Raw genomic sequence first — 14,599 nt, forward strand, 5'->3', positions numbered from 1 at the left:
TTTTGGCAACGCAGATGCCGTGCCGCAGCCGCCGGAGCGGTGCTTAAGCCGTCAGGCGGGAATTGTGCGGTGTTGCCTTATGTCCATAAGTAGCTTTCATGTGTATTCAGATTGCTGAAAATGCGTAATACATTAGTAAAACGTCACAAAAATCGAATGCAAATTTTGTAGTGGGTTACGCGCTTAACCTTTGTAAATTTCACATTTATCATGTACCATATAATCATAATGCCACAGAAGAAGGAATGGAAATGACACAGAACAGGATTAGAATCGTAGATGTTGCAGATTTATGAAGTTTTTGCCAGGAAAGAACATTCGGATTCCAGAGGATATCCAGATTATCGGCTTTGATGATGCAAGTAAGGAAAGCAATCCTTCCCTCACAACGATTCATCAGGAAGCAAACTTAAGGCAATTGAATGTCTGGAGGCAATGCGCGATGGAACAGAATATAAGCCAGAAATCGTGTTGCCGGTTGATTTAATAAAAAGGGAAAGTACGAGGAAATTATAATGTCAAAGTTTTTGAAATCGTTGTGTAAAATAGCAATTCCTGTCACATTGCAAAGTATGCTGCAGTCATCATTTTCAATTGTTGACCAGATCATGATCGGGCAGTTAGGTGAAACAAATATATCGGCAGTTGGATTATGCGGTAATTTTTCACTGATTTTTTCAGTGATGATTGGTGCAGTAAGCACGGTTGCCGGGATATTAATTGCTCAGTTTATTGGTGCGGAAGAAAGCAAAGAGGCATGGTGCAGTTTTGATGTGAGCCTCATCTGCGGAATTATAATGTCAGTATTGTTCCTGCTTGCAGCTGGAGTTTTTCCGTCGCAGATTCTTGGACTGTATACGAAAGATATGAGTATTGTAAATACTGGTACGGTTTATTTTAGAATCGTAGCGCTTTCTTATATTCCAATGGCTGTCAGCAATATTTTATCCTCATGGCTGCGCTGTAAGGAATATGCCACGATACCATTTCTGGCAAGCTTTGGAGCAGTTATTGTAAACACAGGACTGAACTATCTGCTGATATTTGGAAAATTTGGATTTCCCTATATGGCAATAAAGGGAGCTGCGATTGCCACACTTATTTCGCAGTTGTTTAATCTTGTATTTATTGTTATCGGATTTGTCTTATGTATCAAAAAAGATGGAGATAAACCGGTATTGTCTCTACATTTTAAAAAAATCACAATCAGGGATTATCTGATAATGATTATGCCGATTCTGGTCAGTAAGTTTTTATGGAGTCTCGGGCAAAATGTAGAGTCTGCTGTTTATGGACATCTTGGCACATCAAACCTTGCAGCCTATACACTTACCGGTCCGATACAAGCGCTTATCGTAGGGGCACTTAGTGGATTGTCTGCGGCTGCCGGTGTGATGATCGGCAAAAGGCTTGGTAGGAAAGAATATAATGAGGCTTACACAGAATCAAAGAAGATTATGTATGCAGGCTTATTTGGTGGAGTAGCAGTATCAGCTTTGCTCATTCTTTTGGCTGGAGCATATACCGGATTATATCGTGTTGATGACAGCGTAAAAGAGCTTGGAAAGACGCTGCTCATCGTATTTGCCCTGTATGCTCCGGTCAAGGTGGAAAATATGATCCTTGGCGGAGGCATTATAAGAAGTGGCGGCAACACAAAAACCATTATGATTATTGATATTATTGGCACATGGTGTATCGGAATTCCACTGTGTCTGCTTGCAGCATATGTATTCAAGTGGGGAATTGTTGGTGTGTATACATTGCTTACCACGGAGGAATTGTTCAGGCTTGCTGTATCGTTAATTATCTTTAAAAGGCGTAACTGGATCGTTAGTTTATGCTGATTTACTTCTTGCAGGACTTTTACGACGAGATTGCCGACCAAATCTTCAAACTCCGGGAACAGCGAGAAAAATGTACGGTCAATACTGCTGCCAGAGACGCACAGATTGCCCGCATCAACGAGCTGCAGGACTTTCATCAAACAGCCCCCTGCTCGCTTAAGCATAGACGCACAAATGCCTCACAGCTGGTTTTAAATCCAGCCGTGAGGCATTTTTCAACTATTTATTTCTTTAAGAACTTTGCAATTTCATCAACGAGTTCCGGGTGCCATGAATCGGAATTTAATACACCTTTATGCCACATCGAAAACTTAGCACCGGCATCCGTTGTGCCCCAACCATTGCCGTAATGAATAAGCAATCCCATTTTTTCCATGATTTTGTTTAGAGCATTTACGCTTTTAACATCTAGTCCCACATCCTGCAGTTTTTTACAATTTCTCTTTTGTACAAATCACCCTTGTAATTATAAGGCATAGTTTCACCAACCTCAGCACATTATCGAATAATCAAGTTTAATCGTTATCGTTCTGAGCAGATGAAGTTAACTCCATCATCTTTTGTGCGTATGTAGCTCCATCAATTTCTTCATCAGCATACTGTCGCATAAGCTCATCAATCTGTTCTTTTAACTCTTCTCTAGTCATCTTTTCGCTCCCTTAAATTATTTGTTATAGTTTCTAAAGTCTTCTTCTGATTCATAAATATCATCAGCGGAAATACTATTCTTATGACCGCATTCGGTACACTTCCACACATAATGATGGTCATCAAATCCCGGTTGGTCATTCAAATAAGCATTACAACGGTCACAGTACCAATCAATTTCCGGAAATCTTTCACTCATCTTCGCTACCTCCTTTTTCATCTGGATGTGCAGCATCATATTCTTTAATACCATTTATGATTTCTGCTTTTGCTTTTTCTATTTCGGTTTCGTTGTTCTTCTTTCTCGATTTGAAATAGTCAACAACTTTAATAGTTGCCGCAGTCAATAATGAAGCACCAACTGCCGCTACTCCAAGCCAAGGCAGCATCTCCATTTTACCTGCCTCTTTGCTTACAAGCTCCAGCATTTCAACATACTTTTCTGGGCCTCCTGCTGCTTTTGCAGCTTTTGATAATTCTGCATAATCCCAATTCTGAGCCATACTATTCCTCCTCTTGACTTTTAGTCTTTTCATCTAGCTCTTTTATAAGTCTTTCTGCTTCATTAATACGCTGTTGTTCTTCGTCAATCTCTTCCTGAAGATGCTTGATATTCTTTTTCTTTCTAGCAATAATTTCTTTGGACGATTGGATATTGTCTAACAACAACTTACGTATTTCTGAAGTATTAACGTGAGCATTTTTTATCTCATCATTCTTTATAAGCTGTTGAGCAAGAATGCCTCCAACAATCGCAGCTATAGCTTTTACTGCACATATTCCTGAATGCGTTTATAGGTCGGATGCTCCTTAACCGCTCCGGTTTCCACTTCCATTCTGACCTCAACCGTCAGTGGATTTGTTTCCCGTGACAAAAGGACAACCGTCTCTATATGTGAATCATTGTCCAAACTCAAGCTCATATCTTCCGCAATGACTGGAAGCCTGAATTTGATGGACTTGAGCCACTGACCGTTGGACTGCCGTTCCTCGTAAATCTGAACCTCGGAAAGCAGCGATTCCATGAGCTGCCGCTTTTCCTGATCGTCCATGACGGAATAGAGCTTATCAAAGTAAATCAGCACCTTGTAGATGTTGTCGCCTGTCAGCTTTTCCGCCTCAATCGCCATTTTCTTGGCTCTGGCAGCAACGAGCTGGTTTTCTGTATCCTCGATCTTATCATACATCTTGTAAAGCCGGTCATCAAGGTCTGCTTTGCGTTTGATGTAGTGCTTATCGTCCGGATCGAGGGAATCAATTTCATCCATCAGCCGTGCCTTTACTGAATAGCTCTGGCGAAGCTGCTTTTCATGCGCTGCGATCTCCTGCTCAATGGAAGAGGTATCCACCTTCATGCTGATTTTTTCCTGCATCATGGCAGCGAACTTCGGATTGCTTACCAGTTTTACGATAACCTCCGCAACGGCACTGTCCAATAGTTCTTCATTGATCTGTTTCTTGAAATCGCATTTATGTCCGTGCGTCATTGTACGATGCTTACAGCCATAGTAATAAAAATCCTTGTATTTTGAGCCGTCCGCCTTATGTTTGATGCTTTTGTTTCCGTACATTCCCACACCGCAGACCGGACATTTTACAATACCGGACAGCAGATGAATTTTGGTGTCCTTACCCCTGTTGACGTGTTCGTATTTCTCCGCTTGCGCCAGCAGCTTGACCTGCGCCTCGTGCCATAGTTCTTCGGAAACGATTCCCTCATGCAGACCATCCACCAGCAGATAATCGTCCTGTTCCACCAGCCGGTAATCATTTCGGGTGCCATGCACCTTTTCCGTCCGGCGTCTGCCATAGGCGATTTTCCCGCAGTATACCGGATTTTTTAGAATTCTGCGGATCAGTGCTGCATCGAATAAGGGATTTTTTCCGTTTTGCCTTTGAATTTTGTGAATCCCGTGGGTTGCAAGGTATTTTGCAAGACCGTTTGCACCGGTATCCGTATGTACATACTGGTCAAAAATCACGCGGATTGCCGCTGCTTCTTCCTCATTGATGAAAAGCTGTCCCTTTTCCAGCCTGTAGCCATATGGCGCAAAACCGCCGTTCCATTTTCCCTCACGGGCTTTCTGGATTCTGCCCTCCATCGTCTGCACACGGATGTTCTCCCGCTCAATCTCTGCAACCGCTGACAAAACAGAAATCATCAGCTTTCCCGCATCCTTGGAGGAATCGATCCCATCCTCCACGCAAATCAGGTTAACGCCAAAGTCCTGCATAACCTGCAAAGTGGACAGCACATCTGCCGCATTTCTGCCGAAACGGGAGAGTTTGAACACCAGCACATAGGACACGCCGTCTTTACCGGACTTGATATCCTCCATCATGCGGTTAAACTCTACACGCCCTTCAATGGACTTGCCGGATTTACCGGCATCCTCGTATTCGCCCACAATCTCATAGTCATTGAACTCGGCATAGGCTTTCATTCTGGATTTCTGTGCATCCAGAGAATATCCGTCAATCTGCATGGCGGTGGACACGCGCGTATAGATATAGACTTTTATCTTTTCTTTTTTCATCATGTCTTCTCCGCCTCAGCCTACTTTTTATCTGTTTTATGCTCCAACAGCTTGATGGAATCCAGATAATCGCGCTCAACTTCGCTGAGGGTACGGGCTTTGTATTTTCTGTACTCGCCGGTTGCCTTGTCGATAGCCTGCTTATGGCTGACGCTTCCGTTGCCAATCAGCAGCTGCTCTCCACTCATGGTCAGAATCCGATCAAGATGCTCTGACCAGTCCTGCATGGTCATTGCCCGCTCCCGCTCCGCCTGTCGTTCCGCAAAATCCAGATATCCGGACACAAGCTGCCCCATAGCACGAAGCTCTTTCTCGTTCAGATAGTTCTTGGCAACTACCGCCTCTTTCAGCGTGGGCTGATTGCCCGCAAAGGTGGTCAAGCCCATAAATTCTTTCTCCGCATCGGCGCGTGTGTAAATGACCTCCGCCGCGGTTTGTCCATGAATGGCATAATGAATCTTGTTTTGGACTTTCTTGAAAAACTGAACGGAGATTTCCGCCTTGGGATCATAGTCAATACTGGTCGCGTAGATTTCAAGCACCTGACGGTAAAACACCTTTTCGGAAGCGCGGATATCGCGGATACGCTCCAGCAGCTCCTTGAAGTATCCGCCGCCGCCCAGATTTTTCAGGCGCTCATCATCCAGAGCAAAGCCTTTTCGCATATACTCCTTCAAAATTCCTGTTGCCCAAATACGAAACTGCACACCGCGCTGAGATTTCACACGGTAGCCGACAGAAATGATAACATCAAGATTATAGTAATCGACATCATACACTTTTCCGTCGGCGGCAGTATGGGCAAATTTTGCCCATACTGCTTCCTTTTGAAGCTCTCCTTCTTTGAAAATGTTTCGCACATGCTTGCCAATCACACTTCTATCACGCTGAAACAGCTCTGCCATCTGGTCAATGGACAGCCAAACCGTATCGCCGTCAAAGGTCGTTTCGATCTTTGTTAAGCCATCCTCTGTGGTATAAATCATCATTTCAGAATTGTTCTGCTCATTCTCCCAGCGTTCCATGGTCACTTCACCTCGTTTTCTGCCATTGCAGGAGCTTTTGCTCCTGCAATGGCGGTTTGGACACTTATTTCATGACAATTATATCATGCTGCTTTCACGGGTTCAATATCGTTTTCGTGAATCATCTCATCTGCCCCGTCTTTTTCAGGCACGGCTTCCTCTATGACAAGATCGGGCAGCGCATCAAGATTCAGAACCAAGGCATACTTTTCAATCAAATTTGCCAGCAAAGCGGCGAAGCCGCTCCATTCATCTACCATAGGCAGTCTCCCTCTCTTTCTCCGTTCTGTGCGTATATGCCGCCAGCACTTCCTTCGGAATACGATCCAGCACGGCGACGGCATCCTCATAATCCCGGTGCAGCTTGGCATCGGCCAGCTTTTTCAAGGTACTTTCCTTCGTAGCTTTGTCCAGCGACTGCGCCAACTGCTCTGTTTTCTTTTTCAGCTTTTTGTTCTCGGCGGTCGTGGCGGTAAACGCTGTATTGTACTTTTTCAGCGTCGTGTGCATCTGCTCCACAGTCGGGATATACTTGTCCAAAAATGCACCGATCTCTGCTGCTTTTCCTTTGGCATTGAACGCATTGACACCTGCAAGCAATTCTTCCAGCTTGGCCTTCTGCTTGGTCAGGCGGGTCATCTCCTTGAACACCCGTGGTGGGATATGGTCGCGTCCGGTTTCGCTGGCGCTCTCGCCTCGCTCCAAATCCGGGTATTTTTTGACCATATGCTCCCAAAATCTGTCCTGCCATTGCGTTAGCTTCTTCTTGTTGCCTACGATTTCTTTGGCACAGAGCCGCCCATCCGCTGTCAGCGGGACAAAAGAAAGGTGCATATGGGGCGTTTTCTCGTCCATATGCACCACGGCGGATATAATGGTTTTCTGGTCTTGGTGTTCCCGGATGAAATCCAGCGCCTCCTGAAAATAGGCTTTGATTTCAGCTTTCTTCTTACCCTTGAAGAACTCTGGCGTTGCGGTCACAAGAGCCTCCACCAGCCGCACACTGTCCGAACGGGTGCGGCAACCGGCGTCCTTGATCTGCCGCTCTGCCTCTGCACGATATTTGTGCTCCGGTTCGAGCAGATGAAAGTTCAGACAGCTGCGGCTCTTGTCGATATCCGGATTGCTGGCGTATTCGTCTTTTGTGCGCTCATTGTGCGCCTCAATATTAGAAATTTCCGGTCCTTTATACTTTGCAAAGCGGAGAATCGCAAACTGTGGCTTACTCATTTATTTTTCCCTCCGTTTCTGCCAGATCAGTTCATAACCCAGCGCGTCGGCAAGCTCGACGACCTCTTTATAGCGGATGCTCTCCCGCTGCAACTTGGCGGACAAATTGGAAACGCTGTCCGACCAGCCATATTCATCATGTAACAGGTCAACAACTTCCTGCATGGTAAAACCGGCGCGAATGATCTGCGCCTTGATTTCATTGCGTACACTCATATTCAAATCCCCTCCAAAATTCAGATAATGAAAAAGCGAAGCCGGTACGCCATTCGGCGCATCCGCTTCGCTGCATCGTGAAAAAAGCCTTACTCTCAAATCCGCTCAAAATCGCCGTTATGATGTCCTGTCCACAGGTGACACCTATCGACTTTTCTGTTCCGAGTGACTTCGCTCTAAAGCGTATGATTTCCCGCGTTTCCGCGCACCCATGTTGTTGTTCCGAGAAGTGTGATTTCGTGAAAGCATTTCTGCCATCAGGCAAATAATTTACGGATTTTACTTAGCTTGATTTCGTGCCCAAAAATATAGGCTCTGCCAGTCAGAGTTTTTCATATAGCGGCGTTTTGGGAAAAACGCTGCGTACATACGTACACGGCGCAGTCGCAGAAAATTTATCGTCAATCCTCCGGTACGTACGTACGCTCTGAGACATCAGAAAACCCATTTATATTAGGTTTCGCAATCGCTTCAATCCCGAAGAAGCCCCATACACGCCGTCCGGCAGCATTGGTGATCTTGTTGCAGTATTCAAGATTGTACTTGCTTTGGTTCGCAATCACACTCTCGCTGAAGCTGCGGCGCTTTAACGGTGTCAGATTATTTTCCTCACACCACATCCGGTAAATTTCGTACAAGTCTTTAGAGCTGATGGTGCAGTCCGCCTTCAGCCGGATATAGCCCTCGGATTCCAGAAAATCAAAGACGTTATTGTTATCTCGCTTCACTGCCTCCCGGTTATCCCGTGTGCGCTGGCTTTCCGTGAATTTGAAGTTGTTGGCGGCAAGCCGCTTCAAGCCCTCAAACGCCCAGAGGAAAATCCCCTCGGCTTCGGCTTTCATCTTTTCGGCAAGGTCAGGATCATCTATCCGTCCCGCAGGCTTTTCCTTGGTAGTCAGCACAAGCTGTCGGCGGTAAAATCCATCGCTCCGGTCATATAGCGCTTGCAGATCGCCGTTGGAGAACGCCAGCAGGCGGGCAAACATCCACCCTTGATAGCTCTGCTTGCCCTTGCGTTCCAGATCCATCTTACCTTGGGCGGTCACGATAGACTTGACATAGTTGGTCTGCCGCAGTGCTTCCATCCGCATATCATCATCCACGCACAGCAGAATGTGTTCCAGGTCGGCGCGGGCAAAGCGGTTTTCAGAAATTTTGCCGATGCTGCCATCCTTCATGTTGCTGCCGAGAAGCGCAACCAGCACAGCACCGATCTGTGATTTTCCTTCACCACCGTTTCCCTTAATCACCATCATGCGTTGCCCCTTATTGCTGGGAATCAGGCAATAGCCAATAAACTCCTGTAAGGTTGGAATGTCCTCTGTATAGAGAAGCCCATCCAGAAAAGAAAGCCACCGGACGGGAGCCGGTGCGTCAGGGCGGTATGCCACCGGCAGTCTGCTCCGCACAATGTTCGGTCTGCCCTCGGTAAAGCTGCCGTCCAGCTTCAAAGTACCGTTTGCCAGATGGATTCTATCTGCTTCCGGTGCAAAGTCCTCCACATGAGCCGCCAGCTTCATCACTTCCAGAATGTTGGTGATTTTGCGGGGGATATTGTTCACGGCGCAGCATTTCAGTTTCTCATAGATTTCGCCACGAAGCGGCAGATCGTCGGTCACCCTGCCGTCCGGCGTGAAGAAAGCACCGTTGGCAAAGATGATTTTCCGGCTGTTCAGAAATTCATCACAGAACAGTGCTTCATTGATATTTGTGCCGTCAAACCAGATGGGCGCGTCTAAATTAGCCGATTTCCGTTTCGTCACGGGCATCCACCTCCTTTTCCGTCCGTTTCAAGCGTTCTTCCAGCCGGTCGATCATGCCGTCCTTTTGAAGCATATCCACGGTTTTCACGCGAACCTCCAACTCCGCAAAGGTTAAAATATCTGTCAGATCCTCGATATAATCGAGCATCTGGCAGGCTTCCACAAAGCGGTCATCAAGAGTATCCTCCGGCGTTTTGGGTGCGTACTGCACCTTCCAATGCTCCAAAAGATGCAGGTAATCGTACAATATCCGTTGACAATGTAGTTCCTCTTTCTGGAACGCCTCTGCCAGCGGATATTTCGGCTTCCGCAGCGCTGCCGCGGCCGGGGGCTTGTCCGGGTCGATCCCAAAGTCATACGCCAGCTTTTTCGCTGCGTCATAGCTGCTCAGGTTGAACAGCTTTGCCACAAGGTCGATCACGTCACCAGTTGCCCCACAGCCAAAGCAGTAAAAGTAATCCTCGTTCAGCTTCATGCTGGGTGTACGGTCATTGTGGAAGGGACAGCAGACCATGTTGCCACGGTTCACTTCCAGTCCGTAGTATTCGGCAGCCTCTTTTACGGAAAATCCCATCTTGATTTGTGTAAATAAATCCATACCTGTTTCCTCCTGTAAAATAATTGAACTTCGCCGTTCTACTCGATGCCGTTCCTGCCCGAGTCCTTACCCCGGCGTTGCCTCTTCCTTGGTACGCGGAATGCGGTACTTCTCCGGAAGCATATCCTCATCGGACGATCATGAAATTTTCAAGGTGCTGCGTGGTTTACGTCTAAATTTTAGTAAGAAAACAGGCTCTTTCCCGTATATCCGAGAGGTAGGAAAAGCGTGGAGAAAGTCGGATTTTCCACGCTCTTAGACAAAAGCGAAAAAGCATGATATAATACAGAAAAAGCTGCAAAGGAGGCTGGTGTATGCAGGTTAAGCTGACAATGGGGGAACGTTTGAAGGATTTACGAACAGCACAAAAGCTGACGTTGGAGCAGCTTGCCGCCGAGGTGGGTATCTCGAAATCCGCACTTGGCAAATATGAATCGGATAACGGCAAGGACATCAGCCCGTACAGCATTCTGTTGCTGGCTGACTATTACGGTGTTTCCTGCGACTATCTGATGGGACGGACGGAAACAAAAAATCACCCAAACACAGCTCTGCATGAGCTGCATTTGAGTGATGCTTCGATTGATGTATTGAAAGCGGGCAAGTTCAACCACCGGCTGCTGTCGGAGCTGATCTGCCATAAAGATTTCCAGCGCTTTATGCTGGATGCTGAGATTTACGTTGACCGAATCGCAGATATGCGCGTCAACGATATGAACGCCGTGCTGGAAGCCATCCGGCAGATGGCATTGATGAAAAATGGCGGCGAGGAAAATGACCTGCACCTGCGGACGCTGGAAGTGGCGCAGATTCGGGAAGATAAATATTTCGGAAGCCTGATTGCGGATGATCTGAAAGGTATCCTCCGTGATATTCGAGAGCAGCATCGCCCTGACACCATGACTGCGGATGAAGTCTCCTTTGCAGAAAATATGCAGAACCAGTTGCGGGAGGCAATGAACTTTGAGGGCAGTTCCGAGGAAAAGCAAATCCGTGCGTTCATGGCAACGATTGGGCTTGATTATGACACACTCACGAAGGAAGAATTTGTCTCAATCATCAGCGGGCTTAAAAAGTCCAAGTACCTGAAAAGCCCCATCAGCCAGCGAGGGAAAACGACTATGACCCACGGCAAGGGAAAACGGAAGAAACGTTGAAACCGGAGCGGCGCGGCGGCGAGACGAGGGGTTTTATATGCCTTTCCTTCCTTTTCCGGCCAGTCGGATTTTGCTTCTCAAAAATCCTGCGTTTGTGCCGTAACCCCCGTCACAAAATCCACCTGTCCTACTGCCGCGAAAAAGCGTTTGTTGCCACACTCTGCCGCACCGCAGAGTATGCCGCCAACCCCTTTCCCGCGTCAGCCGGAAGCAAAGGTATAACACACTAGACTTTGCAGAGCAAAATCGTGTGCCAACAGGGATGCTGCGCGCCCCTATTGGAAACCCAGCGTCAAAGGAGATTGCTCCCCTCTGCACTCCCCTTGTTTTAGTCGCCTATGAAGATGCAACTATATCACAGCTTGCACATTTATAGCCTCCTAAAACATAACCTTCCACAGATTTCATCCAGTGGGGAGATGAATTCTGTGGAAGGTTTTGTTTGTTATTACCCAACTTTGCTTCAAAAGTATCGAAGTTCCAGATGCTGTAAAAATACCTAGATATTATGATTCTTACTCGATGACACCATCTGCTGTGACGATAAGCGTCGGAACCATCTACATAGTCGTTGTTGTATTTCCAGTCCTTGGCTCCGGTGTTGTATGGTGGATCGATGTAGATGCAGTCCACCTTCTCTGCGTACAGATATTCCAGCAACTGGAGCGCGTGGTAGTTGTCCGCCTCAATCAACGTATGCCAAAGGTCGCTATCTGGAGCGTTCTGAACTGCATCCAGCGGTTTTAGTGTGGGATAGATCGGCTCACCAAACTCAGCCACTACCACAAGCTCATCCAGCTTAAAGTTTTTCTGCTCGTGTGTATCTCGGCGATCGCAGAGCACTTCATCACCGTTCATCTTTACGACAGTATAGATGTCGCTAACATATCCGGTCTTCAGCGCGACCTTGGAACCAACACGAATCGGCACATCGTAGAGTGGCGTGCATTCCGGCAGATGTTCCTCGAATACGAGTCCGAACTTTTTCTGCTTCATCAATTTATTGGTTTCCTGCAAAATCCTATCCCTAAGTGTTGGATCGTTGATCTGCCGGATCAAGTCTTGTAATAGCGCCACTGTTTCCACCTCATTCTTCTGTGATCGTCTTTTCCTTTATGTGATAATCAATGCCGCGCTCTTGACAGAAAGCCGTCACCTCTGCTGCGCATTCATTGTAAAAGTGCCGTTGTCCTTCATAGGCGTTTGCTGTCTTGCTGTAATTCGTTCTGCCGAAGATGATCCTGTCGGTAAATGCTACAGCTTCCAAGATTTCGCGTAAATTCTGCTCTATCATGTTCGGTGTTGGATACGGTTCTATGCTCACCCACGTCTTGCAACCAACTTCGTGAAGCGCTCTCAGCGCTGCCAGTCGGTCTGCACAGGGAACAGCTCCCGGTTCCATCTGTTCCCGGTATGCTTCATCCAGCGTTATCAACGTGATCCCATATTCATTTTCCGGAGAAAGTTCCGCCAATTCTATGGGAAGCAATCCCTTCGTCAATGTAGTGCATTTGATACCGGCCTCGTTCAGTTTTCGGATAGCCGCAATGCTCATCTGGGACACCTCTGGATATCCTTCCATGAACGGATCTGTGGTAAAGCAAAGCTGCACAGACTGAATCTTATCTCTGAGCCTCGGTATCTCTTTATCCAGCAATTCAAGCGTGTTTGATACAAGCACCGGCTCAAGCCAGCTCTCGTAATCTTTAATTTGCCCGAATCGCTTCTTCATCAGGAATGCATAACATGGATATTTGCACCCATGTGCACACCCCTGCACGTGATTCATTGTGTAGTCACCATACTCTACCCCTGTTTGATAAAGCATGGATTTTCGTTTTATCGTCTTCAAGGTGTTTTCATCCTCCGCCTACTTGTTCTTTAATATGTAGTCTGCCATCCGCAGTGCAAGTCCCTGCGCTTTCAGACTCTCACTCGCAATGGCAAAGCAGAATAGGAACATCGGCGAGTTCCTGCTGTTCCTGAAAATCCGCGCATGCTTTGACACGCATGGAAAGATTGTCCCAAGCCGAGAGAGGATATACTCCTTTATGTGATCTGGATTTGCGTCCTTAACCATCCGTTCGCCATCGCTCTGTCCGGGCTCCGGGAACAAGTCAAAAAGCGTCATCTGGGGATCTTTCTTATAGAATTCCTTCCGCCATCCGGAATCTCCAAGCAATCGATCTATGCAATCCTCCCATTTATCGTACTTTCCGTTTTTCGGCAGCATACGTTCAAGTGCAGAGAACGGAAACAGGTACCATACGTCTATCGATTTCGTCTGTGCTACATTTTCAAGCGTAGCCCAATTTACCTGCGTCGCATATGGATCTAAGAACAGCAATCCTCTGTTATATCTCCAGTCTACGTTGCTAATAATTTCCGCGAGCTTATCATTCGCATCGCCGCAGTAAATCGTAACAATTCTCCTCATCTGCGGAAACGCGGAATTTATCATATCCTGGAGTTCTCCTGCCTTCTGAGAGTCCGCTTCTATGAAATAATAATGATCGAACTTCTTTTCAGACGCCAGTGCACGCTTAGCAGAGCCCACAAGAAACTGCCCGCCGTCACTGGTCTCGATCTCACCGGTTCCAGCAAAGGCATCTATATAAATCTTCTTAAACTTCTGATTTTGCAGTGCAATCAGGTATGCGTCCAGGTAGCTGGTGAAGATATTCAACTTCTCCTCAGTCCAATTGCCACCAAATTTCTGCGACGTTGCCATAAATTCCAACCACCTCATCTATTTGAAACTCAGTCTCAAGAAGAGAAAGAGATCACCGTTTCCTTCTTTCCTGTATCAGGATTCACAATCTGCTCAATCTTCGCGCCAAAGAAATCGGTAAGATCGCTCTTTACCTCATTACGAAATCCCTCTGACGGGAAAAACGGGTGGTTATCCAGAAGTTCCCACATCTCATCCAGAGGCACCTGCTTTCGGCCTCTAAAGCTGCGCTGCAGGTATTTCGCTATATCGATAACATACAAGCAGCTTTCATCTTCCTCTTCAGCAATCTCACCGAAAAGGTTAAATGACAACTGCCTGTTCTCAACCGAGTGCTTGGTAGAGGACTGTGCGCCAAATACCTTCCAAGCACTCTTCTTGTAGAGCTTAAAGCCCTCCTTGTTGCTCGTGCAATGAATCAAATTGTAGACGAGCGAGTTCTGCGTGTTATAGAACGGAAATGCCGATACGTAGTACCTGCGAGCTCCTTTCAGTGAATTTATGATTTCTTCCACTCTGGCCTCATAGGCCTTCTTGTCACTTCCGTAAGGCACAAGTTTCTCAAAGTCTTCCAGATAAGTGTTCTCGTACTTTGCCTTTGTCGTTTTCTTCTTGGCGCTTGTGATCGCCCGCACCGGATCTGAAACCATGTGATTAATCATAACTTCACCCCAGTTACGAAAAAACGGCAGAAGTGCTTCCCAGTCAATAGTCGCATCATATGGATCGTAGAGCAGGAAATAATGCAGGTGCCCAGTTCCATATAACTGTGGCCCGATAGTTCGGAGTAGCTCGTGCGCATCACCACAAGACGTGACAATCTTAAAATTGCGCTCATCCTGTGGAA

Annotated in this window: 19 protein-coding genes; 4 read left to right on the forward strand and 15 right to left on the reverse strand. The window is 46.8% G+C overall.

Features of this window, described 5'->3' with window-relative positions; genetic code table 11:
• The first annotated feature begins 292 nt into the window (after window positions 1-292).
• The 3 genes from C4885_RS07935 to C4885_RS17020 are packed head-to-tail and all read left to right on the forward strand — an operon-like array spanning window position 293 to window position 2,197.
• Window positions 293-487, forward strand: a complete 195-nt coding sequence (locus C4885_RS07935; RefSeq protein ID WP_242979515.1) for a substrate-binding domain-containing protein — start codon at window positions 293-295, stop codon at window positions 485-487.
• A 28-nt stretch (window positions 488-515) separates the two neighbouring features.
• Window positions 516-1,847, forward strand: coding sequence for an MATE family efflux transporter (locus C4885_RS07940; protein ID WP_113999832.1), 1,332 nt, complete (start codon window positions 516-518; stop codon window positions 1,845-1,847).
• On the forward strand, window positions 1,841-2,197 hold the full coding sequence (locus C4885_RS17020) for a hypothetical protein (protein WP_242979516.1): 357 nt from the start codon (window positions 1,841-1,843) through the stop codon (window positions 2,195-2,197). The genes C4885_RS07940 and C4885_RS17020 overlap by 7 nt, the downstream gene beginning before the upstream one ends.
• A gap of 165 nt (window positions 2,198-2,362) precedes the next feature.
• Here the strand turns inward: C4885_RS17020 and C4885_RS17190 are convergent, their stop codons facing one another.
• The 11 genes from C4885_RS17190 to C4885_RS07985 all read right to left on the reverse strand — a co-directional run bounded on the left by C4885_RS17190 (window position 2,363) and on the right by C4885_RS07985 (window position 9,864).
• Complete coding sequence (locus C4885_RS17190) at window positions 2,363-2,494, reverse strand: hypothetical protein (protein ID WP_256359661.1); 132 nt, start codon at window positions 2,492-2,494, stop codon at window positions 2,363-2,365.
• Window positions 2,495-2,511: 17 nt separating this feature from the next.
• Window positions 2,512-2,694, reverse strand: a complete 183-nt coding sequence (locus C4885_RS07950) for a Sec23/Sec24 zinc finger-containing protein (RefSeq protein ID WP_113999833.1) — start codon at window positions 2,692-2,694, stop codon at window positions 2,512-2,514.
• Window positions 2,687-2,998: a hypothetical protein gene (locus C4885_RS07955; RefSeq protein WP_113999834.1), complete on the reverse strand. Its 312-nt coding sequence runs from the start codon at window positions 2,996-2,998 to the stop codon at window positions 2,687-2,689. Before C4885_RS07955 ends, C4885_RS07950 begins: the two co-directional genes overlap by 8 nt.
• A gap of 1 nt (window position 2,999) precedes the next feature.
• On the reverse strand, window positions 3,000-3,164 hold the full coding sequence (locus C4885_RS16460) for a hypothetical protein (RefSeq protein ID WP_158538842.1): 165 nt from the start codon (window positions 3,162-3,164) through the stop codon (window positions 3,000-3,002).
• Between the two features lie 98 nt (window positions 3,165-3,262).
• Complete coding sequence (locus C4885_RS07960) at window positions 3,263-5,032, reverse strand: recombinase family protein (RefSeq protein WP_113999835.1); 1,770 nt, start codon at window positions 5,030-5,032, stop codon at window positions 3,263-3,265.
• A 20-nt stretch (window positions 5,033-5,052) separates the two neighbouring features.
• Window positions 5,053-6,057: a virulence RhuM family protein gene (rhuM, locus tag C4885_RS07965; protein ID WP_113999836.1), complete on the reverse strand. Its 1,005-nt coding sequence runs from the start codon at window positions 6,055-6,057 to the stop codon at window positions 5,053-5,055.
• Between the two features lie 83 nt (window positions 6,058-6,140).
• Entirely contained in the window at window positions 6,141-6,317 is a 177-nt protein-coding gene (locus tag C4885_RS16645) for a hypothetical protein (protein ID WP_199488089.1), read from the reverse strand.
• A complete protein-coding gene (mobV, locus tag C4885_RS07970; RefSeq protein WP_113999837.1) occupies window positions 6,307-7,287 on the reverse strand; it encodes a MobV family relaxase in 981 nt (326 codons plus the stop codon). Before mobV ends, C4885_RS16645 begins: the two co-directional genes overlap by 11 nt.
• Window positions 7,288-7,503, reverse strand: coding sequence for a phosphoribosylglycinamide formyltransferase (locus C4885_RS07975; RefSeq protein ID WP_071428310.1), 216 nt, complete (start codon window positions 7,501-7,503; stop codon window positions 7,288-7,290).
• A 401-nt stretch (window positions 7,504-7,904) separates the two neighbouring features.
• Complete coding sequence (locus C4885_RS07980; RefSeq protein ID WP_113999838.1) at window positions 7,905-9,272, reverse strand: phage/plasmid primase, P4 family; 1,368 nt, start codon at window positions 9,270-9,272, stop codon at window positions 7,905-7,907.
• Entirely contained in the window at window positions 9,244-9,864 is a 621-nt protein-coding gene (locus tag C4885_RS07985; protein ID WP_113999839.1) for a CHC2 zinc finger domain-containing protein, read from the reverse strand. Before C4885_RS07985 ends, C4885_RS07980 begins: the two co-directional genes overlap by 29 nt.
• A 314-nt stretch (window positions 9,865-10,178) precedes the next feature.
• On the opposite strand from C4885_RS07985, the gene C4885_RS07990 reads away from it, so the two are divergent.
• Window positions 10,179-11,021 carry a helix-turn-helix domain-containing protein gene (locus tag C4885_RS07990; protein ID WP_113999840.1) on the forward strand — a complete coding sequence of 281 codons (843 nt, stop codon included), beginning with the start codon at window positions 10,179-10,181 and terminating at the stop codon, window positions 11,019-11,021.
• Window positions 11,022-11,357: 336 nt separating this feature from the next.
• On the opposite strand, the gene C4885_RS07995 is transcribed toward C4885_RS07990, so the two are convergent.
• Genes C4885_RS07995 through C4885_RS08010 form a run of 4 tightly spaced genes read right to left on the reverse strand, consistent with a single transcriptional unit; the run spans window position 11,358 to window position 14,414 of the window.
• On the reverse strand, window positions 11,358-12,107 hold the full coding sequence (locus tag C4885_RS07995; RefSeq protein ID WP_199488090.1) for a hypothetical protein: 750 nt from the start codon (window positions 12,105-12,107) through the stop codon (window positions 11,358-11,360).
• 1 nt (window position 12,108) lies between these two features.
• Window positions 12,109-12,873, reverse strand: coding sequence for a radical SAM protein (locus C4885_RS08000; RefSeq protein WP_022402664.1), 765 nt, complete (start codon window positions 12,871-12,873; stop codon window positions 12,109-12,111).
• A gap of 18 nt (window positions 12,874-12,891) precedes the next feature.
• Window positions 12,892-13,752 carry a three-Cys-motif partner protein TcmP gene (tcmP, locus tag C4885_RS08005; RefSeq protein ID WP_158538843.1) on the reverse strand — a complete coding sequence of 287 codons (861 nt, stop codon included), beginning with the start codon at window positions 13,750-13,752 and terminating at the stop codon, window positions 12,892-12,894.
• 35 nt (window positions 13,753-13,787) lie between these two features.
• Entirely contained in the window at window positions 13,788-14,414 is a 627-nt protein-coding gene (locus C4885_RS08010) for a hypothetical protein (protein WP_113999842.1), read from the reverse strand.
• Between the last annotated feature and the right edge of the window lie 185 nt (window positions 14,415-14,599).

The sequence above is a fragment of the Subdoligranulum sp. APC924/74 genome, from assembly GCF_003324125.1.
Lineage (GTDB): Bacteria > Bacillota > Clostridia > Oscillospirales > Ruminococcaceae > Gemmiger > Gemmiger qucibialis.

Coding starts and splice junctions, on each gene's coding strand:
- C4885_RS07935 (WP_242979515.1), top strand. CDS start 293: ATGAAGTTTTTGCCAGGAAAGAACATTCGGATTCCAGAGGATATCCAG.
- C4885_RS07940 (WP_113999832.1), top strand. CDS start 516: ATGTCAAAGTTTTTGAAATCGTTGTGTAAAATAGCAATTCCTGTCACA.
- C4885_RS17020 (WP_242979516.1), top strand. CDS start 1,841: ATGCTGATTTACTTCTTGCAGGACTTTTACGACGAGATTGCCGACCAA.
- C4885_RS17190 (WP_256359661.1), bottom strand. CDS start 2,494: ATGACTAGAGAAGAGTTAAAAGAACAGATTGATGAGCTTATGCGACAG.
- C4885_RS07950 (WP_113999833.1), bottom strand. CDS start 2,694: ATGAGTGAAAGATTTCCGGAAATTGATTGGTACTGTGACCGTTGTAAT.
- C4885_RS07955 (WP_113999834.1), bottom strand. CDS start 2,998: ATGGCTCAGAATTGGGATTATGCAGAATTATCAAAAGCTGCAAAAGCA.
- C4885_RS07960 (WP_113999835.1), bottom strand. CDS start 5,032: ATGAAAAAAGAAAAGATAAAAGTCTATATCTATACGCGCGTGTCCACC.
- rhuM (WP_113999836.1), bottom strand. CDS start 6,057: ATGGAACGCTGGGAGAATGAGCAGAACAATTCTGAAATGATGATTTAT.
- C4885_RS16645 (WP_199488089.1), bottom strand. CDS start 6,317: ATGGTAGATGAATGGAGCGGCTTCGCCGCTTTGCTGGCAAATTTGATT.
- mobV (WP_113999837.1), bottom strand. CDS start 7,287: ATGAGTAAGCCACAGTTTGCGATTCTCCGCTTTGCAAAGTATAAAGGA.
- C4885_RS07975 (WP_071428310.1), bottom strand. CDS start 7,503: ATGAGTGTACGCAATGAAATCAAGGCGCAGATCATTCGCGCCGGTTTT.
- C4885_RS07980 (WP_113999838.1), bottom strand. CDS start 9,272: ATGCCCGTGACGAAACGGAAATCGGCTAATTTAGACGCGCCCATCTGG.
- C4885_RS07985 (WP_113999839.1), bottom strand. CDS start 9,864: ATGGATTTATTTACACAAATCAAGATGGGATTTTCCGTAAAAGAGGCT.
- C4885_RS07990 (WP_113999840.1), top strand. CDS start 10,179: ATGCAGGTTAAGCTGACAATGGGGGAACGTTTGAAGGATTTACGAACA.
- tcmP (WP_158538843.1), bottom strand. CDS start 13,752: ATGGCAACGTCGCAGAAATTTGGTGGCAATTGGACTGAGGAGAAGTTG.
- C4885_RS08010 (WP_113999842.1), bottom strand. CDS start 14,414: ATGATTAATCACATGGTTTCAGATCCGGTGCGGGCGATCACAAGCGCC.